The sequence below is a fragment of the Massilia sp. Root335 genome, from assembly GCF_001425685.1.
Taxonomy (GTDB): domain Bacteria; phylum Pseudomonadota; class Gammaproteobacteria; order Burkholderiales; family Burkholderiaceae_D; genus Telluria; species Telluria luteola.
The window spans coordinates 29,671-46,151 of the sequence record NZ_LMCY01000018.1; the positions used below are offsets into that span (position 1 = coordinate 29,671).

Sequence of the window (16,481 nt, forward strand, 5' to 3'; positions counted from 1 at the left end):
TTAACCACGCGGGTGGTGCTGTGCGTGCAGGCCCTTCAGGCGCTCGCGCGCGACGTGGGTGTAGATTTGAGTCGTGGAAATGTCCGAATGGCCGAGAAGCAACTGCACCACGCGGAGGTCGGCACCGTGGTTCAGCAGGTGCGTGGCGAAGGCGTGGCGCAGGGTGTGCGGCGACAGCGGCGCCGTGATGCCGGCCCTGGCCGCGTGCTTCTTGATGACGACCCAGAACATCTGGCGCGTCATCGGGCCGCCGCGGTGCGTCACGAACAGGGCGTCGTCGACCTGGCCGTCGAGGATGATGCCGCGCGCCTCCTTCAGGTAACGTTCCAGCCAGTAGCGCGCCTGTTCGCCGAAGGGCACGAGGCGCGTCTTGCTGCCCTTGCCCGTGATGCGCAGCACGCCATCATTCAGGCTCAGTTCGACCAGCTTCAAGGCGACCAGTTCCGACACGCGCAGGCCACTGGCATACATCAGTTCGAGCATCGTGCGCTCGCGCAGGCCGAGCGGGGTCGCCACGTCCGGCGCGCCCAGGAGCGCGTCGACCTGGGCCTCCGTCAGCGTGTGCACGAAGCGCTGCGGCTGCTTCGCCGACGGCATGTTCAGGCACGGATCGGCGTCGATGCGGCGCTCCCGCAACGCCAGCTGATAAAAGCGTTTCAGCACGGAGAGCCGGCGGTTGGCCGAACTGGGCTTCGTGTCTTCATGGCGCTCGGCGAAATACGCGGCGATATCCTGCCCTTCGACGGCGTACAGGTCGCGCCGCTCGGGCCGCTTGACGTCGAGCCAGCGCGCGAACAGGCGCAGGTCGCGCCGGTAGGCGTCGAGGGAATTCTTCGCCAGGCCGTGCTCGAGCCAGAGCGTGTCGCAGAACGCGTCGATCAGGGAAAGATTGACTGCTGCTGCCATGGCATCTCGAGCGCCAGCGCGCCTTCGTGGCGCAGCAGCCAGCGCTTGATCCCGAGCTGGAATCCGTGTTCGTCGTCGCTGCTGGAAAAACCGCCCAGGCCGCCGGATGCCGTCACCCGGTGGCACGGAATCACGAGGGGAAACCAGTTGGCGCCGCACGCCTGGCCGACGGCGCGGGGCGCGGACTCGAGCAGCTTGGCGATCTGGCCGTACGTGCGCACGTTGCCGCGCGGGATCGCGCAAATCGTGTCCCAGACGCGGCGCTGGAAGGCGCTGCCGGCCTCCTTGAGGGGCAGGTCGAAATGGAAATCGGGATCGTCGAAATAGCGCGCCACCTGGATGGCGGCCTGCTCGGCGACGGCGTCCTGCGCCGATTTTTCCTGGTAATGCGGCGGCAGGTAGACCAGTTCGCGCAGCCGGCCGTCCTCGGTGCGGATGCCCATCGCTCCAAACGGCGCCGCGATGATGGCGCTGAAGATCTCGCTGCCTTGTTGTATGTTCATCGATGCAGTGTAAGACCCTGCAGGCGCGATCGCAAGTCCCGCGCCGGGCAAAAAAAAACGCACCCGTGGGTGCGTTTTCAATTTGGTCACGTTTTCGGCTGCCTGGTCAATGCCGGCTGCATCATATAAAACGTGTGTCTCCTCCTAACTGTTTTCCGGTAATTTGTGTTACCGCTTTCTTTTCCCTCTCCCAAATCGTATTCGGTCGCTTTTTCGCACCACGTTGGTGCCAAAAGGTGCACCATCATAACGCTACCGCATAAGAAAAGTGTAGTTTTTTATATACATTCACGAAATTTATTTCGGTCATAAGCCCACAAGACATGTCATAAAACAGGCTACGGCGATGTCTCATTGATTCCAGACAACTAACGTTGGCATGGGGCTCACCACGCCTTGGCCGTCATCGGCGTGGCGGTCCGGGACGTCGTCTGATTGATCGCATCGATGAGATCCTTGCCGATCCGCCCTTCCACCTGTTTCTGCACGGGCAGCAGGGCCTGGCGCCACTCGGCCTGTTCCTGCGGCGTCAGCGTATAGACTTTCGTCTTGCCCGTCTTGCGGATCGCCTCCAGCGCCGCGTCGTTGTCGCGCTGGGCGATGGTCTTCTCGAAGGCGGTGGCTTCGCGCATCGCCTGCTCCAGCTCCTCGCGGATGTCGCGCGGCAGGCCGTCCCAGAACTTCTTGTTGACGATGACGGCGTAGCCGAGATAGCCGTGATTCGACACCGTCACGTACTTCTGCACCTCGTTCATCCTTTGCGTGAGCATGTTCGACGGCGGGTTCTCGGTCCCGTCCACGACGTGCGCCCGCAACGCGGGATAGACTTCGGAAAATGCCAGCACCTGGGGAATCGCGCCGAGCGCGCGCATCTGCACGTCGAGCACCTTGGAGCCCTGGATGCGCATCCGGAGGCCGTGGAAATCCGCCGGGGTGTGCAGGGGACGGTTGGCCGACATCACCTTGAAACCGTTGTCCCAGTAGGCCAGGCCCGTGATGCCCTTGGATTCCAGTTTCTGCAGCAGGTTCCTGCCGATCGGGCCTTCCGTCACGGCATACAGCGCCGCCTTGGTCGGGAAGATATACGGCAGGTCGAAGGCTTCGAATTCCTTCACGCCGAGCGGGCCGAACTTGGCCAGCGACGGCGCCAGCATCTGCACGGCGCCCAGTTGCAGGGCTTCCAGCTCTTCCTTGTCCTTGTACAGCTGGCTGTTGGGATAGACTTCGACCCGGACCCGGCCGTGCGTCAGCTGTTCCGCCAGCACGCGAAAGCGTTCCGCCGCCTGGCCCTTGGGCGCGTCCGGCGCCACGACGTGACTGAATTTGATGACGATGGGCGCCTGGGCCCGGACGCCGCCGGCGGCGCCGGGTCCCATCAGGACGGCGAGCGCGGCCAGCATGGCTTTGATGCGCATAAATTTCCTCTTCCCGCGGTGTATATTCGATACCGACTGCCAGTGTGCCGCGTACGGCACGGCGCCGCTATCGTGGAAAACCACGACTGTACGGGGGCTGGCAAAAGATGAAACGTTATCACATGAAAACTTCTTTTACCTTGCCCCGGCCGGTTCCGGAAGGCCCGTGGCGCTGGCTGGTGCCGGTGCTGCTCGTGCTGCTGTTCCTGCTCGTCCTGCTGTGGCTGCCCTGGCAGGCACGCCAGATGGAGAGCAACGAGCGCCAGGAACAGCTGATCGCCGACACGCTGTGGGTCGAGCAGACCCTGCGCTTCGAACTGGCCCGCAGCGAGGAAGCGCTGGCCGCGCTGGGCGCCGACCTGGCCATCGAGACGCCGCCGCCGGCCGCCCTGCAGGCGCGCCTGGCGCAGATGTTCAAGAACGGCCACGAACTCCAGCGCCTCATCTGGTACGACGCGCACGGCGACGTCAAGGCCAGCCGCGGGCTGGAGCCGCCGCAGCAGGGCCTCACGCAATCGTCGCGCGACGCCGCCACGATGGCGCGCAGCACCCGCATCGGCCGCTACAGCGACCCGTACGGCGCGCAGGGCCTCGTGCACGGCCTGATCGACTTCCACCTGCCGCTGTACCACGCGGGCAAATACATGGGCAGCCTCGTCGCCACGTACAACCTGCAGACGCTGCTGGACGAGAACGTGCCGTGGTGGTTCGCCCAGGACAACGCCCTGTCGCTGCTCGACCGCGACGACCACGTCGTGGCGCAGCGCGCCGCCGGCGGCCCGGGACGCGGCGTCTACACGCACAAGCGCGCGCTGGACCTGCCCGGCGCGCAGATCGTGCTCGCCACCGACAGCGTCAAGGGCGCGCCCAAGCTGCTGCCGAACCTGCTGGTGGGTTCCGTCGTCGTGCTGGCGCTGGGCCTCGTGATCTCGCTCGTCGCGCTGTGGCGCCACATCGCGCGCACGATCGCGGCGGAGAACGCGCTGCGCCAGCAGATGGCCTTCCGCACGGCGATGGAGGATTCGCTGCTCACGGGCCTGCGCGCGCGCGACCTCGAAGGCCGCGTCACGTACGTCAACCCCGCGTTCTGCCGCATCGTCGGCCTGCCGCCCGAAGACCTGCTGGGCAAGATGCCGCCGATGCCCTACTGGGCGCCGGAAGCGATGTCCGAGTACGAAACGCGCTTCCGCAAGGTGCTGTCCGGCCAGGTCACGCCGCAGTTCGAGACCGTGTTCCAGCGCTCGGACGGCGTGCGCGTGCCCGTGCTCGTGTTCGAGGCGCCCCTCGTCGACGCCAACGGCCGGCACACCGGCTGGATGAGTTCCATCCTCGACATCACGGACCGCAAGCGCGCCGAAGAACTCAACCGCCAGCAGCAGGAAAAGCTGGAAACGAGCGCGCGCCTGGCCACGATGGGCGAGATCTCGTCGATGCTGGCGCATGAACTGAACCAGCCGCTGGCCGCCATTTCCAGCTACACGGCGGGCGCGCTCAACGTGCTCACGCGCGCCGGCGACGCCGACGGCAACGGCGCGCCGCTCGACGTCGGCACGCTCAAGCGCGCGCTGGAACAGGCGAACACGCAGGCGCGCCGGGCCGGCCAGATCATCCGCAGCGTGCACGAATTCGTCAAGAAGCGCGAGCCGCGCCGCGAGACCGTCGCCATCCAGCACGTCGTCGACGGCATCCGCGCCCTCGTCGAACTGCAGGCGCGCCAGAGCTACGTCAGCCTGCAGGTCGACGTCCCGCCCGAACTGCCGCCGGTGCTGGCCGACCGCGTGCTGATCGAGCAGGTGCTGCTGAACCTGACGCGCAATGCGATCGAGGCGATGCAGGCCATCGACCCGGAGCGGCGCGTGCTGCGCATTGCGGCGTACCGTGCGGCGCAATCCGGTTCGCAGGGACAAGTGGCGGTGTCCGTGATCGACAACGGCCACGGCATCGCACCGGAAGTGGCCGAGCGCCTGTTCTCGCCGTTCTTTTCGACGAAGGCGGAAGGCATGGGCATGGGCCTGTCGATCTGCCGCACGGCCATCGAATTCCACGGCGGCACGCTCGCCCACGCGGCCAATCCGGGCGGCGGCACCGTCTTTACCTTCATGCTGCAGCAGGCGCAGGAAGCGGCCGTCACCTGAGCGGTGATTTACAATACGCCGAAAAAGGAGACCTGTATGCTGCACATCGTCGACGACGAAGACGTCATCCGCGACGCCCTCGAATGGCTGGCGCAATCGCGCGGGCTGCCCGCGCGCGGCTACGCGGGCGGCCAGGCTTTCCTCGACGCCGTGGGCGACCGGTTCGCGGCCGATGCCGTCCACGGGGACTGCGTGCTGCTCGACGTGCGCATGCCGGGCATGAACGGCGTCGCCGTGTTCGACCAGCTGGTGGCGCGCGGCCTGCTGGCGCGCCTGCCCGTGATCTTCCTGACCGGCCACGGCGACGTGCCGATGGCCGTCGATTCCCTCAAGCGCGGCGCCTTCGATTTCTTCGAAAAACCGTTCAACGACAACCAGCTGATGGACCGCGTGGAGGAAGCGCTGGCCGCGTCGCGCAAGGCCGCATCGAGCGACGCCATCCGCGCGCGCCTGGCCACGCTGTCGGCGCGCGAACGCGAGGTGCTCGACCTCATCCTGGCCGGCAACATGAACAAGGTCGTCGCCGACAAGCTCGGCATCAGCATGCGCACGGTCGAGGTCCACCGCGCGCACATCTTCGACAAGATGCAGGTCAAGACTGCGGTGGAGCTGGCCGGATTGTTGAAGTAACACCCGCGCACGACTGCCCGCGCGTCCTGTGCTGCGCGGGGTTCGCTTGTAAAATCAACCTGAACATGGAGTGGTCGAACTCACCACGTCGAAAAATTCTTTAGGGAACGCAGATGAGCGAGAAGACGATAGCCGACAAAATGTTCTTGAGGACAGCGAAATCGATGCTGATCCTGAACGGGAACGTCCACCCCGGCATGGTGTCGCAGATGCCGCCCGACCTGATCAGGAACGATCAGGACAAGGTGGACGTCGTGTTGCTGTTCGCGATGAACCGCAAGGAACTCGAACAATTCTTCCCCATCGCCAAGGAGCGCCTTGGCGACAAGGGCTCGCTGTGGGTCGCCTACCTCAAGCAGACCGCCTCCAAGGCCACCGACATCAACCGCGATTCGATCAATGCCTATGCCAAGGAAAACGGCATCACGGGTGTCGCCATGATCTCGATCGACGGCGACTGGTCGTGCCTGCGCATGAAGCGCATCGAACCGTAAGATTCAGGCCGCCGCGCCGTGGCGCGCCAGCGCCCACGCGACATGCTCGCGCACGAGCGCCGACGGGTGGTCCGCGCGGGCGCGCAGCGCGGCGACGATCCCGGCATCCCCTGACCGCGCATTGCCGAGGCCCACGGCCAGGTTGCGCAGCCAGCGCTCGTGCCCGATGCGGCGGATCGGGCTGCCCTCCAGGCGACGGTTGAATTCGTCTTCGCTCCAGCCGAACAGCTCGACCAGTCCCGCCGCGCCCAGGCCATTGCGTTCATCGAAATCCGGCACGGTCGAGCGCTGGGCGAACTTGTTCCACGGGCAGGCCAGCTGGCAATCGTCGCAGCCGTAGATGCGGTTGCCGATCATGGCACGCAACTCCTCGGGGATGGCACCCTTCAGTTCGATCGTCAGATACGATATGCAGCGCCGCGCGTCCAGCCGGCCCGGACCGAGGATGGCGCCCGTCGGGCACACGTCGATGCAGGCGCTGCACTGGCCGCAGTGGGCGCCGGTCGCCTCGTCGACGGGCAGCGGCAGGTCGACGAGGATCTCGCCGATGAAGAATGTCGAACCCGCCTCGCGGCTGAGCAGCAACGTGTGCTTGCCGCGCCAGCCGAGGCCGGCCTTCTGCGCCAGCGGCAGTTCCATCACGGGCGCGGAATCCGTGAACACGCGGTAGCCGTAGTCGCCGACGGCGCCCCGGATGCGCTCCGCGAGCTGCTGCAGCCGGTTGCGCAACACCTTGTGGTAATCGCGGCCGCGCGCATAGATCGACACGACGGCCGCCTGCGGATCGTCCTGGCGCAGGCGTTCGCGCGCGCGCCAGTCGGCCTTCGTCTCCATCGGCAGGTAGTCCATGCGCGCGCTGATCACGCGCACCGTGCCGGGCACCAGCTCGGCCGGACGGGCGCGCTTCATGCCGTGGCTTGCCATATAATCCATGTCGCCGTGATGGCCGGCGTCCAGCCAGGCCTGCAGGCCCGCTTCCTGGTCGGCGAGATCGATGTCGGCGATGCGCACGTCGGCAAAGCCGAGTTCCGCGCCCCACGCCTTGATGGCCTGGGCGAGTGCGGGAAGATCGGGCTGGACGGGGGGCTGGGCGGACATGGCGGGCATACAAACTCATATTCTATTCGATGCGGCAGCACGTGAAGCAACAACCGATGCAACAACCGATGCAACAACTGAGCGCTTATCTTCCAGACGAAGCGGCCACGCAGGCACTGGGCGCGGCCCTCGCGCGCGCGCTGCGCCCGGGCCTCGTCATCTATCTCCACGGCGACCTCGGCGCCGGCAAGACGGCGCTCACGCGCGCGCTGCTGCACGCGGCCGGGCACAAGGGCGCCGTCAAGAGTCCGACCTACACGCTGTCGGAACCGTACCGCATCGAACTGGATGGTCAAACGATCAACCTGATCCACTACGACCTGTACCGCATGTCCAGCCCGGAGGAATTCCTCGACGCGGGCTTCCGCGAAGATTTCGACGGCAACAACATTTGCATCGTCGAATGGCCGGAAAAAGGCGAGCCGGTGTTGCCGCCACCCGACGTTAAAGTGTTGCTTAAGGTCAGCGGTCTTGGCCGTGAGGTAGAATTGAAGGCGTTGTCCGACTTGGGCCTGCTATGCCTCGAACGCCTGCACTACCCCCCGACTCCCTGATCCCAGGTTCCCTGACGCGACGTACGATCCTGAAGGCCGGCGGCACGCTGCTGCTGTCCGTCATCGCGCCGCTGTCCGCATCCGCCGCCCAGATCATGGCCGTGCGCGTCTGGCCGGCCGACGACTACACCCGCGTCACGCTGGAAAACGACGGCGAGCTCAAGACGACGCACTTCATGGTGCCGGACCCGCCGCGGCTCGTCGTCGACATCGACGGCCTCGCGCTGAACGATACGCTGAAAAGCCTCGTCGCCAAGATCGAGTCGAACGACCCGTACATCAAGCAGGTGCGCGTGGGCCAGAACCGGCCGAACGTCGTGCGCCTCGTGTTCGACCTCAAGGAAGAGGTCAAGCCGCAGGTGTTCAACCTGGAGCCCGTCGCCGGCTACCATCACCGCCTGATCTTCGACCTGTATCCCGTGAAGCCCGTCGATCCCCTCGCGAGCATGATCGCCAAGGAAAACTGGACCACGGAAGCGCCCCCCGCCACGCCGACCCCGGCCGTGCAGCCGGGCGAGCCGACGGTCGGCCAGGCCGGCCCGGATGCCATCGCCAAGCTGGAAGCCGATGCGGCCCGCGCCGGATCGACGCCCGCGCAGCCGCAGCCGACGACGCCGCAGCCGGCGCCCGCGAAGGCGGCGCCGGGCCAGAAGGTCGTGCGCATGGTGACCATCGCCCTCGACCCCGGCCACGGCGGCGAGGACCCGGGCGCGACCGGCACCACGGGCGTGCACGAGAAGGACATCGTACTGTCGGTGGCGAAACGCCTGAAGGCCAAGCTGGAAGAATTGCCGAACACGCGCGTGATGCTGACGCGCGACGCCGACTTCTTCGTGCCGCTCGGCCAGCGCGTGGAAAAAGCGCGCAAGGTGCAGGCCGACCTGTTCGTGTCGATCCACGCGGATGCCTTCGTGGAGCGGACCGCGCGCGGCTCGTCCGTATTCGTGCTGTCGGAAAAAGGCGCCAGCTCGAGCGCAGCGCGCTGGCTGGCGGCCGACCAGAACAAGGCCGACATGATCGGCGGTGTCAATCTCGGCAGCCACGACCGCGAACTGGCGAGCGTGCTGATCGACCTGTCGCAGACGGCCCAGATCAACGACAGCATGAAGCTCGGCAAGGCCGTGCTGACGGAGATCGGCGGCATCAACCGCCTGCACCGCGGCGTCGTCGAACAGGCCGGCTTTGCCGTGCTGAAGGCGCCGGACATTCCCTCGATCCTCGTCGAGACCGCGTTCATCTCCAACCCGGACGAGGAAGCGCGGCTGAAGGACGACGGCTACCAGAATCAGCTGGCCGACGCGATCACGAAAGGCATCAAGCGCTACTTCGCGTACAATCCGCCGCTGGCGAAGAGCCGCATGACTTGACGGGCGCCCACGGGCGTCCCCTAAGGAGATTCTCGTGAGCGCAACGAACATTCAATTCGGGCAATTGCCCGCTCTGCAACTTCGCGCGCCGGACGGTGCCGAGGCCACCATCACGTTGTACGGCGCCCACCTCGTGTCGTGGAAGGCCGTCACCACGGCCGGCGCGCCGGGCCAGGAACGCCTGTTCGTCAGCAGCCTGTCGGCGCTGGACGGCCGGAAGGCGATCCGCGGCGGCGTCCCCGTCATCTTTCCCCAGTTCGCCGAACGCGGCACCGGCATGCGCCACGGCTTCGCGCGCGTCGCGACCTGGCGCGTCGTCGAGCAGGGCGAGCAGGACGGCACCGCGTTCGCGGTCCTGGCGCTGAACCAGGCGGACCTGCCGCAGCCAATGGCCGCGGCCTGGCCGTACGCCTTCGAACTGCTGCTGCGCGTGGCCGTGCACGGCGCCCAGCTCGACCTGTCGCTCGACGTGCGCAACACCGGCACGCAAGCCTTCCCGTTCGCCGCCGCGCTGCACACCTATCACCTCGTCGACGACGTGGACGCCGTCCGGATCGACGGTATCCAGACCGACACGCTCGCGCTCACCGACAAGCTCGACCAGGTATTCGAAGGCATCCCCGGCGCGATCACGTTCGACTCGGGCGCCGACAAGGTGACGCTGGAACAGACGGGTTTTACGGATGCCGTCGTGTGGAACCCGGGCGCGGCCGACGCGGCGGCGCTGTCCGACATGGAAGACGAGGAATACCGCCGCTTCGTCTGCATCGAACCGGCCCTGCTGGGGCCGCAACAACTGGAGCCGGGCGGGGTCTGGCACGGGACGTACCGGGCGACGGTACAGGCGGGATAAAGATCGACGCCGGCGCTTGCCGGCGTTTCATTTTGTAGCAAAAAAGAACGGCAAACCTCGCCGGGCGACCTAGACTACAGACAGGAAAGCTCACGAGGTGACGCGATGAATACCCACAAATCCGGCTGGATGAAACGCCTGGCGGCGGTACTGGCGGCAGGCGGCGCCTTGTCGGGCTGCGCCGTCTATGCGCCGCCTTACGCGGGCTACGACGCGCCCTACTCGCCTTATTACGGCTATGGCCCGGCCTATGTCGGGCCGCCCGTCTCGCTCGACTTCAGCTACCACGACTACGGTTATCGCGGCGGGCATGGACGCGGACGGGGCCACCGCGGCTGGCGTTGAACCTCAGTTCGATTCCTTGATCATGCGGCCCGCGGTCGACTGCACCGGCCGCGCATTCAGCGGATACAGGCGCGAGAACAGCGCCATCTGCGCCGGCGACGCCTGCATCGGCTGCTTGAACACCATCCACAACACGCCTTCCGTGCAGGGCGGTTCGGTCAGCGACCCCATGTAGGTGAAATAGTCGCGGCGTTCCGGCAGCGCGTCGGTGGGATCGATCACGATGGACGGCGACACGACGTCCTGCTTTTCCAGCGGCAAGTTATCCCAGATGGTTTGCATCAGGCGGTGCGGCTGGCCGCGCTCCAGCAGCACGGCGATGATCGCGATCTTGCCTTCGGCGCTCCGGTGCACGAGGTGGATCACCATTTCCGTGCCCTTGCCATTGATCTTTTCCTCGGACGGACGGTGGAAGTGGAATTCCTGCAACTCGTAGACCGTGTTGCCGATCGTGATGAAATTGCCGCCACCCACCATCACCTGGATCGTGTGGCCGTTGTTGACTTCGCTGAACGACGACGGGTGATAGTCGAAGCTGATCTGCTCCAGGTTGACCTTGATGCCGTCGCGCAAGTCGATGGGCGACTGGCGCTTGCCGGTGCCGCATTTGGCCCAGTCGACATTGATCTTCGACCAGTTGGCCGGGCCCGACTCGCCTTCATACGACCACACGGTGCCGTGCTTGGGTGCGGCCGCGACAGCAGCGGCGGCAAGCGCGGCCTGCTCTTCCTGCCGGCGCTTCGCGTCGGCAAGTTTTTTCGCGTGCGCGGCGGCCGCGGCGCGGGCCTGCTGGCGCTCGCGCAGGGCGGCCAGGCGCTGGGCGATCTTGGCCGACAGTTCGACCTCGGCATCTTCCTCGCTGGGCGCCGGGACGCTGGCGGCCGGTTCGGCTTTCTTGACCACCGGCTCGGCCTTCTTCGCCACCGTGGGCGGCGGCACCATGGCCGATGCCGGTTTGGAAACGGAAGCCGCCAGCTTGGCTGCCGCGGCGGCTGCGGGATCGTTCGCGGCGCTTGCGCTCAGGACGACGCAGCTGCAAGCGAACAAGGCGATCAGGTTACGCATGGGAATCCAGTAGTGTTGCTCTCCCCTGCCTTATCGGCGCCACCAACAGTAAACTTGAGCCTCGGGAACAATTCCGTCCGTCAAGATACCCGTAAACGCACGGCGCGCCGTCCAGCGGCGCGCCATATGTGTTGCAGAAGATGCGTTTAACGGCTCATCATGCGCCGGCCCACCTTGTACAGGCCGCCCAGCGCCAGCGGCACGACCGCCGCGCCGACGCCGACCAGTACGATGACCGTCAGGTGATCGCGGATCACGGGGATATTGCCGAAGAAGTAACCGCCGGTCACCAGGCTGGCGACCCACAGCACGGCGCCGGTGACGTTGTACATCTGGAAGCGGGCATGGGTCATGTCGGAGACACCCGCCACGAACGGCGCGAACGTCCGCACGACGGGCACGAAGCGGGCGAGGATGATGGTCTTGCCGCCGTGGTGTTCGAAGAAATCGTGGGTGCGCCGCAGGGCATCCTTGTTCAGCCAGCGGTAGTCGTGCGTGAAGACGCGATGGCCGAGCGCGCCGCCAATGTAATAGTTGAGGGTATTGCCCGTCACCGCGGCCAGCACCAGCAGGGTCATCAGCAACGGATAGCTCATCTGGCCGCTGGCGCAGGCGGCGCCGGCGATGAACAGCAAGGTATCGCCCGGGAAGAAGAACAGAACCACGAGGCCGGTTTCGCAAAACACGATGGCGAACAGCACGGCATACACATACACCCCGTATTGCGCCAGCAGCGTGTCCAGGGTTCTGTCGACATGGAGGATCATGTCGACGAATTGCATCAGATCCATAATTTTCCTAAATGGTAGCGCCGAATCATACCATCAGTCCGGCACCGGAAATGGCTCCCGGCTCATCCTGACCGCGAATTTTCTTCGTCGGCAAATGGTTTCATTTCCGTCATTTTCCATATTACAATCGTCATCACACCCCCAACGACCAGGCACGCCACAAGCGGGCCAAGGAGACGACTTGAAGGCTTATCCAATCCTCCGGCACGCGATCCTCGCCGCCGCCTGCGCCCTGCTCGCGGCAAGTGCCGCCGCCGCGAAAGAACTTCCGCCCAAGCCCAGCGTCGCCGATATCGTCAAGGCGTCGAAACCGTCCGACTGGCGCGCACTCGATCCGGACAACACGCTGTACATGGAACTGCCGTTCGGCCGCGTCGTCATCGAACTGGCGCAGGCCTTCGCGCCGAACCACGTCAAGAACATCAAGGCCCTCGTGCGGGCGCATTATTTCGACGGCCTGGCCATCGTCCGGGTGCAGGACAACTGGGTCGTGCAATGGGGCGACCCGAACGAGGACAACGACAAGGCCCGCGCCGTCACGGGCGCGCAGAAGACGTTGAAGGCCGAGTTCACCGTGCCCATCAAGAACGACACGCATTTCACCCGCCTGCCGGACGCCGACGGCTACGCGCCCCAGGTCGGCCACTCGAACGGCTTTCCCGTCGGCCGCGATCCGAAGACGGGCGAGACCTGGCTGGCGCACTGCTACGGCATGGTCGGCGTCGGCCGCGACAACGATGCCGACAGCGGCGGCGGCACGTCGCTGTACGCCGTGATCGGCCCGGCGCGCCACCTCGACCGCAACATCACGGTGGTCGGCCGCGTGATCTCCGGCATGCCGCAACTCGCGGCCCTGCCGCGCGGCCCGGCACCGATGGGTTTCTATGACAAGCAGGAAATGAACGTGCCGATCAGCGCCGTCAAGGTGGCGGCCGACGTCCCGCCAGACCAGCGCAGCCGCTTCGAAGTGATGCGCACCGACAGCGCCACGTACCAGGCCGTCCTCGACGCCCAGCGCAACCGCGGCGGCCCGTGGACCAAGGTCGCGGCCGGCCACCTCGACCTGTGCGCGGCACCGATCCCGGTGCGGGAACAATAACACCGGGGTCAGAGCCCTTGTTTTGGCAAAAACCTTCGAGCCACTTTTGTCAAGAAATTGCCTCAAACCGGGCTCTGACCCCGGTTTGGCAAAAATCAAACACCGGCGTTCCCGCGGCCGGTCGCGAGCTATAATCACCGGATGAACGCCCCGGCCCCTACCCACCGCCCCATCCAGCAGCTTCCCGACCAGCTCATCTCGCAGATCGCCGCCGGCGAAGTCGTCGAGCGGCCGTCGGCCGTGGTGAAGGAATTGCTGGAAAACGCGCTCGACGCCGGCGCCACGCAGATCACGGTCCGGCTCGAGGAAGGCGGCGTCAAGCGCATCGCCATCACCGACAACGGCCGCGGCATCCCGCCCGAGGAATTGCCGCTCGCGCTGGCGCGCCACGCGACGTCGAAGATCGCGTCGCTGACCGACCTCGAGAACGTGAACACGCTCGGCTTCCGCGGCGAGGCGCTGGCGTCGATCGCGTCCGTCGCGGCCGTGTGCATCACGTCGCGCACGCCGGGCGCGCCGCACGCGTGGGAGATCGTCGGCTCGCACCAGGGCACGGTGGCGCCGTCGTCCGGGCAGTTCGGCACGACGATCGACGTGCAGGACCTGTATTTCAATACGCCCGCGCGCCGCAAGTTCCTGAAATCCGAGCAGACGGAATACGGCCACTGCGCCGAGGTCGTGCGCCGCATCGCGCTGGCGCGGCCGGACGTGTCGTTCAGCCTGACGCACAACGGCCGCACGATCGACCACTGGAACACGAGCGAGGCCGCCAAGCGCAGCGCGCAGATCCTCGGCGGCGACTTCGCCGAAGCGCGCCTGCACCTGGATGAAAGCGCCGGCCCGCTGCGCCTGCACGGCTACGTCGGCCTGCCGACGGCATCGAAGGCGCGCGCCGACAGCCAGTATTTCTATGTCAACGGCCGCTTCGTGCGCGACAAGCTGCTCGTCCACGCGGTGAAGGCCGCGTACGAGGACGTGCTGCACGGCGACCGCTTCCCGTCGTACGTGCTGGCGCTCGAACTCGATCCGGCGATGGTCGACGTGAACGTGCATCCGTCGAAGGTCGAAGTGCGCTTCCGCGACAGCCGCGCCGTGCACCAGTTCGTATTCCACGCGGTGCAGCGCGCGCTCGCGCAGACGTCGGCGACGGCGCACGGCAACGCGCCCGCACCCGTGAGCGCGGCCGAGATCACGCCGTCGTCCACGTCGCTGGGCGACGGGGCGGCCTGGCGCCGCCCGCACGAGCAGACGTCGTTCGGATCGCAGCTGGCGTCGCCCGCGTGGGCGTCCGGCGGGTCGTCGTCGTCCGGCACCGGCGGTGGCGGCGGCGCGCGCGCCTCGTCGACGTTCTCGCCGTCCCCGTTCGCGCCCGGCAGCCGCTGGGACGCGCCGGCGGGCGCCGGCATCCCGCAGCGCACCGACAGCTATGGCGCGCTGTTCACCGGCGCAGCGAAGACCACGCCGCCGGGCGTGGAGGAAGCGCCGCTGCCGGAACCGGGCAAGCCCGCCTCCGACGACGACTTCCCGCTCGGCTTCGCACTGGCCCAGCTGCACGGCATCTACGTGCTGGCGCAAAACCGCAAGGGCCTCGTCCTCGTCGACATGCACGCCGCGCACGAACGCATCCTGTACGAGCAACTGAAGAACGCGCTCGACGCCCAGGCCGGCGGCGAGCAGATGCAGGTGCAGCAGATGCTGATCCCCGTGACCTTCTTCGCCGACGCCATCGAAGTGGGCACCGCGCAGGAAGAACAGGAGACGCTCAAGGCCCTCGGCTTCGACATCGCGGCCGTGTCGCCGACGACGCTCGCCGTGCGCGCCGTGCCCACGCTGCTGAAGAACGCCGACGCCCAGACGCTCGCGCGCGACGTGCTGCGCGACGTGCGCGAATTCGGCGGCTCGCGCGTGCTGATCGAGCGCCGCAACGAACTGCTCGGCACCCTCGCCTGCCACACGGCCGTGCGCGCGAACCGCATCCTCACGCAGCCCGAAATGAACGCCCTGCTGCGCCAGATGGAAGCGACGGAACGCGCCGACCAGTGCAACCACGGCCGCCCGACCTGGGTGCAGCTGGAAATCGCCGCCCTCGACAAGCTGTTCCTGCGCGGCCAGTAAAGAAACGAATGACTTCGCATCGAAAACCGCTGGCCGTGGCCATCATGGGCCCGACCGCGTCCGGCAAGACGGCGGCCGCACTCGCCATCGCACGTGAACTTCCCGTCGAGATCATCTCGGTCGATTCCGCCCTCGTCTACCGCGGCATGGACATCGGCACGGCCAAGCCTTCGCCTGCGGAACTGGCGAGCGCGCCGCACCACCTCATCGACATCATCGACCCGCTCGACGCCTATTCCGTCGCCCAGTTCCGCGACGACGCGATCCGCCTCGTGGCCGAGATCCAGGCGCGCGGCCGGCTGCCGCTGCTCGTCGGCGGCACGATGATGTACTTCAAGGGCCTGAACGACGGCCTGGACGACCTGCCCACGGCCGATGCCGCCGTACGCGCCCGCATCGACGCCGAAGCGGCGCGCATCGGCTGGCCCGGCATGCATGCGAAGCTGCGCGACGTCGACCCCGTCACGGCCGACCGCCTGGCGCCGAACGACGCCCAGCGCATCAACCGCGCGCTGGAGATTCATGCACTGTCGGGCAAGCCGATGTCCGCGCTGCTCGCGCGGCGCGAAAAAACCGAGCTGCCGTTCGAGCTGGTGCCGTTCGCGCTGGAGCCGTCCGACCGCGCCGTGCTGCACGCGCGCATCGCGCTGCGTTTCGACCAGATGCTGGGCAAGCGCGACGACACCGGCATCGTGGCCGAGGTCGCGGGCCTGCGCGCGCGCGGCGACCTGCATCCGAACCTGCCGTCGATGCGCTGCGTCGGCTACCGCCAGGCCTGGGAATACCTCGACGGCAGCATCGACCGCGCACAGCTGCGCGAAACGGGCATCGTCGCCACGCGCCAGCTGGCCAAGCGCCAGCTGACCTGGCTGCGTTCGATGCCGGAGCGGATCGTGATCGATTGCCTGGGCACGGATCCGGCGCGCAAGATGCTCGATCATCTTGCCACGTTGCGGGCTTGAGACGATTCGAACGGGTCTGGACAGGGTGATCCGGAGCGGGTAGCCTTGACACTTCCGGGGCCGATCGGCATAATGCACCCCGTTCCGGTGATATAGCTCAGTTGGTTAGAGCATAGCATTCATAATGCTAGGGTCGGTGGTTCAAGTCC

16 protein-coding genes are annotated in these 16,481 nt (G+C 66.5%); 10 read left to right on the forward strand and 6 right to left on the reverse strand.

Annotated features, from left to right (window positions below; genetic code table 11):
- The 3 genes from xerD to ASC93_RS11145 form a co-directional block, all read right to left on the reverse strand.
- Complete coding sequence (gene xerD / locus ASC93_RS11135) at window positions 1-906, reverse strand: site-specific tyrosine recombinase XerD (RefSeq protein WP_056441239.1); 906 nt, start codon at window positions 904-906, stop codon at window positions 1-3.
- Window positions 879-1,409 carry a methylated-DNA--[protein]-cysteine S-methyltransferase gene (locus ASC93_RS11140; protein ID WP_056441242.1) on the reverse strand — a complete coding sequence of 177 codons (531 nt, stop codon included), beginning with the start codon at window positions 1,407-1,409 and terminating at the stop codon, window positions 879-881. The genes xerD and ASC93_RS11140 overlap by 28 nt, the downstream gene beginning before the upstream one ends.
- A gap of 386 nt (window positions 1,410-1,795) precedes the next feature.
- Window positions 1,796-2,824 (reverse strand): TRAP transporter substrate-binding protein, encoded by a 1,029-nt coding sequence (locus ASC93_RS11145; RefSeq protein ID WP_056441245.1) that lies wholly within the window; start codon window positions 2,822-2,824, stop codon window positions 1,796-1,798.
- 122 nt (window positions 2,825-2,946) lie between these two features.
- On the opposite strand from ASC93_RS11145, the gene ASC93_RS11150 reads away from it, so the two are divergent.
- The 3 genes from ASC93_RS11150 (at window position 2,947) to ASC93_RS11160 (ending at window position 6,083) form a co-directional block, all read left to right on the forward strand.
- Window positions 2,947-4,959 (forward strand): nitrogen regulation protein NR(II), encoded by a 2,013-nt coding sequence (locus ASC93_RS11150; protein ID WP_056441247.1) that lies wholly within the window; start codon window positions 2,947-2,949, stop codon window positions 4,957-4,959.
- Window positions 4,960-4,995: 36 nt separating this feature from the next.
- A complete protein-coding gene (locus ASC93_RS11155) occupies window positions 4,996-5,589 on the forward strand; it encodes a response regulator transcription factor (RefSeq protein WP_056441251.1) in 594 nt (197 codons plus the stop codon).
- A 164-nt stretch (window positions 5,590-5,753) separates the two neighbouring features.
- Window positions 5,754-6,083 carry a DUF3052 family protein gene (locus ASC93_RS11160; RefSeq protein ID WP_229412681.1) on the forward strand — a complete coding sequence of 110 codons (330 nt, stop codon included), beginning with the start codon at window positions 5,754-5,756 and terminating at the stop codon, window positions 6,081-6,083.
- A 3-nt stretch (window positions 6,084-6,086) separates the two neighbouring features.
- Here the strand turns inward: ASC93_RS11160 and queG are convergent, their stop codons facing one another.
- On the reverse strand, window positions 6,087-7,190 hold the full coding sequence (gene queG, locus ASC93_RS11165; protein WP_229412682.1) for a tRNA epoxyqueuosine(34) reductase QueG: 1,104 nt from the start codon (window positions 7,188-7,190) through the stop codon (window positions 6,087-6,089).
- Window positions 7,191-7,249: 59 nt separating this feature from the next.
- Between queG and tsaE the strand changes: the two genes are divergently transcribed.
- From tsaE to ASC93_RS11185, 4 genes are all read left to right on the forward strand, one after another.
- A complete protein-coding gene (tsaE, locus tag ASC93_RS11170; RefSeq protein WP_056441529.1) occupies window positions 7,250-7,735 on the forward strand; it encodes a tRNA (adenosine(37)-N6)-threonylcarbamoyltransferase complex ATPase subunit type 1 TsaE in 486 nt (161 codons plus the stop codon).
- Complete coding sequence (locus ASC93_RS11175; protein WP_056441258.1) at window positions 7,699-9,102, forward strand: N-acetylmuramoyl-L-alanine amidase; 1,404 nt, start codon at window positions 7,699-7,701, stop codon at window positions 9,100-9,102. The genes tsaE and ASC93_RS11175 overlap by 37 nt, the downstream gene beginning before the upstream one ends.
- A gap of 34 nt (window positions 9,103-9,136) precedes the next feature.
- Complete coding sequence (locus tag ASC93_RS11180) at window positions 9,137-9,955, forward strand: D-hexose-6-phosphate mutarotase (protein ID WP_056441260.1); 819 nt, start codon at window positions 9,137-9,139, stop codon at window positions 9,953-9,955.
- 105 nt (window positions 9,956-10,060) lie between these two features.
- Window positions 10,061-10,300, forward strand: a complete 240-nt coding sequence (locus tag ASC93_RS11185; protein ID WP_229412683.1) for a hypothetical protein — start codon at window positions 10,061-10,063, stop codon at window positions 10,298-10,300.
- Between the two features lie 3 nt (window positions 10,301-10,303).
- On the opposite strand, the gene ASC93_RS11190 is transcribed toward ASC93_RS11185, so the two are convergent.
- Together ASC93_RS11190 and ASC93_RS11195 are read right to left on the reverse strand one after the other, a co-directional pair.
- Complete coding sequence (locus tag ASC93_RS11190; RefSeq protein ID WP_056441262.1) at window positions 10,304-11,365, reverse strand: carbonic anhydrase; 1,062 nt, start codon at window positions 11,363-11,365, stop codon at window positions 10,304-10,306.
- A 146-nt stretch (window positions 11,366-11,511) separates the two neighbouring features.
- Window positions 11,512-12,156: a VTT domain-containing protein gene (locus ASC93_RS11195; protein WP_056441265.1), complete on the reverse strand. Its 645-nt coding sequence runs from the start codon at window positions 12,154-12,156 to the stop codon at window positions 11,512-11,514.
- Between the two features lie 181 nt (window positions 12,157-12,337).
- On the opposite strand from ASC93_RS11195, the gene ASC93_RS11200 reads away from it, so the two are divergent.
- The 3 genes from ASC93_RS11200 to miaA all read left to right on the forward strand — a co-directional run bounded on the left by ASC93_RS11200 (window position 12,338) and on the right by miaA (window position 16,332).
- Window positions 12,338-13,255 carry a peptidylprolyl isomerase gene (locus ASC93_RS11200; protein ID WP_056441267.1) on the forward strand — a complete coding sequence of 306 codons (918 nt, stop codon included), beginning with the start codon at window positions 12,338-12,340 and terminating at the stop codon, window positions 13,253-13,255.
- Window positions 13,256-13,396: 141 nt separating this feature from the next.
- Window positions 13,397-15,370 (forward strand): DNA mismatch repair endonuclease MutL, encoded by a 1,974-nt coding sequence (gene mutL / locus ASC93_RS11205; protein WP_056441269.1) that lies wholly within the window; start codon window positions 13,397-13,399, stop codon window positions 15,368-15,370.
- A gap of 8 nt (window positions 15,371-15,378) precedes the next feature.
- Window positions 15,379-16,332 carry a tRNA (adenosine(37)-N6)-dimethylallyltransferase MiaA gene (gene miaA, locus ASC93_RS11210; RefSeq protein ID WP_056441272.1) on the forward strand — a complete coding sequence of 318 codons (954 nt, stop codon included), beginning with the start codon at window positions 15,379-15,381 and terminating at the stop codon, window positions 16,330-16,332.
- Window positions 16,333-16,481: the final 149 nt, after the last annotated feature.

Excerpts from the sequence above, each read along its gene's own strand:
- miaA (WP_056441272.1), top strand. The coding sequence starts at position 15,379 with ATGACTTCGCATCGAAAACCGCTGGCCGTGGCCATCATGGGCCCGACC.
- ASC93_RS11185 (WP_229412683.1), top strand. The coding sequence starts at position 10,061 with ATGAATACCCACAAATCCGGCTGGATGAAACGCCTGGCGGCGGTACTG.
- ASC93_RS11190 (WP_056441262.1), bottom strand. The coding sequence starts at position 11,365 with ATGCGTAACCTGATCGCCTTGTTCGCTTGCAGCTGCGTCGTCCTGAGC.
- ASC93_RS11145 (WP_056441245.1), bottom strand. The coding sequence starts at position 2,824 with ATGCGCATCAAAGCCATGCTGGCCGCGCTCGCCGTCCTGATGGGACCC.
- ASC93_RS11140 (WP_056441242.1), bottom strand. The coding sequence starts at position 1,409 with ATGAACATACAACAAGGCAGCGAGATCTTCAGCGCCATCATCGCGGCG.
- xerD (WP_056441239.1), bottom strand. The coding sequence starts at position 906 with ATGGCAGCAGCAGTCAATCTTTCCCTGATCGACGCGTTCTGCGACACG.
- ASC93_RS11175 (WP_056441258.1), top strand. The coding sequence starts at position 7,699 with ATGCCTCGAACGCCTGCACTACCCCCCGACTCCCTGATCCCAGGTTCC.
- ASC93_RS11195 (WP_056441265.1), bottom strand. The coding sequence starts at position 12,156 with ATGGATCTGATGCAATTCGTCGACATGATCCTCCATGTCGACAGAACC.
- queG (WP_229412682.1), bottom strand. The coding sequence starts at position 7,190 with ATGCCCGCCATGTCCGCCCAGCCCCCCGTCCAGCCCGATCTTCCCGCA.
- ASC93_RS11155 (WP_056441251.1), top strand. The coding sequence starts at position 4,996 with ATGCTGCACATCGTCGACGACGAAGACGTCATCCGCGACGCCCTCGAA.
- tsaE (WP_056441529.1), top strand. The coding sequence starts at position 7,250 with ATGCAACAACTGAGCGCTTATCTTCCAGACGAAGCGGCCACGCAGGCA.
- mutL (WP_056441269.1), top strand. The coding sequence starts at position 13,397 with ATGAACGCCCCGGCCCCTACCCACCGCCCCATCCAGCAGCTTCCCGAC.
- ASC93_RS11160 (WP_229412681.1), top strand. The coding sequence starts at position 5,754 with ATGCTGATCCTGAACGGGAACGTCCACCCCGGCATGGTGTCGCAGATG.
- ASC93_RS11150 (WP_056441247.1), top strand. The coding sequence starts at position 2,947 with ATGAAAACTTCTTTTACCTTGCCCCGGCCGGTTCCGGAAGGCCCGTGG.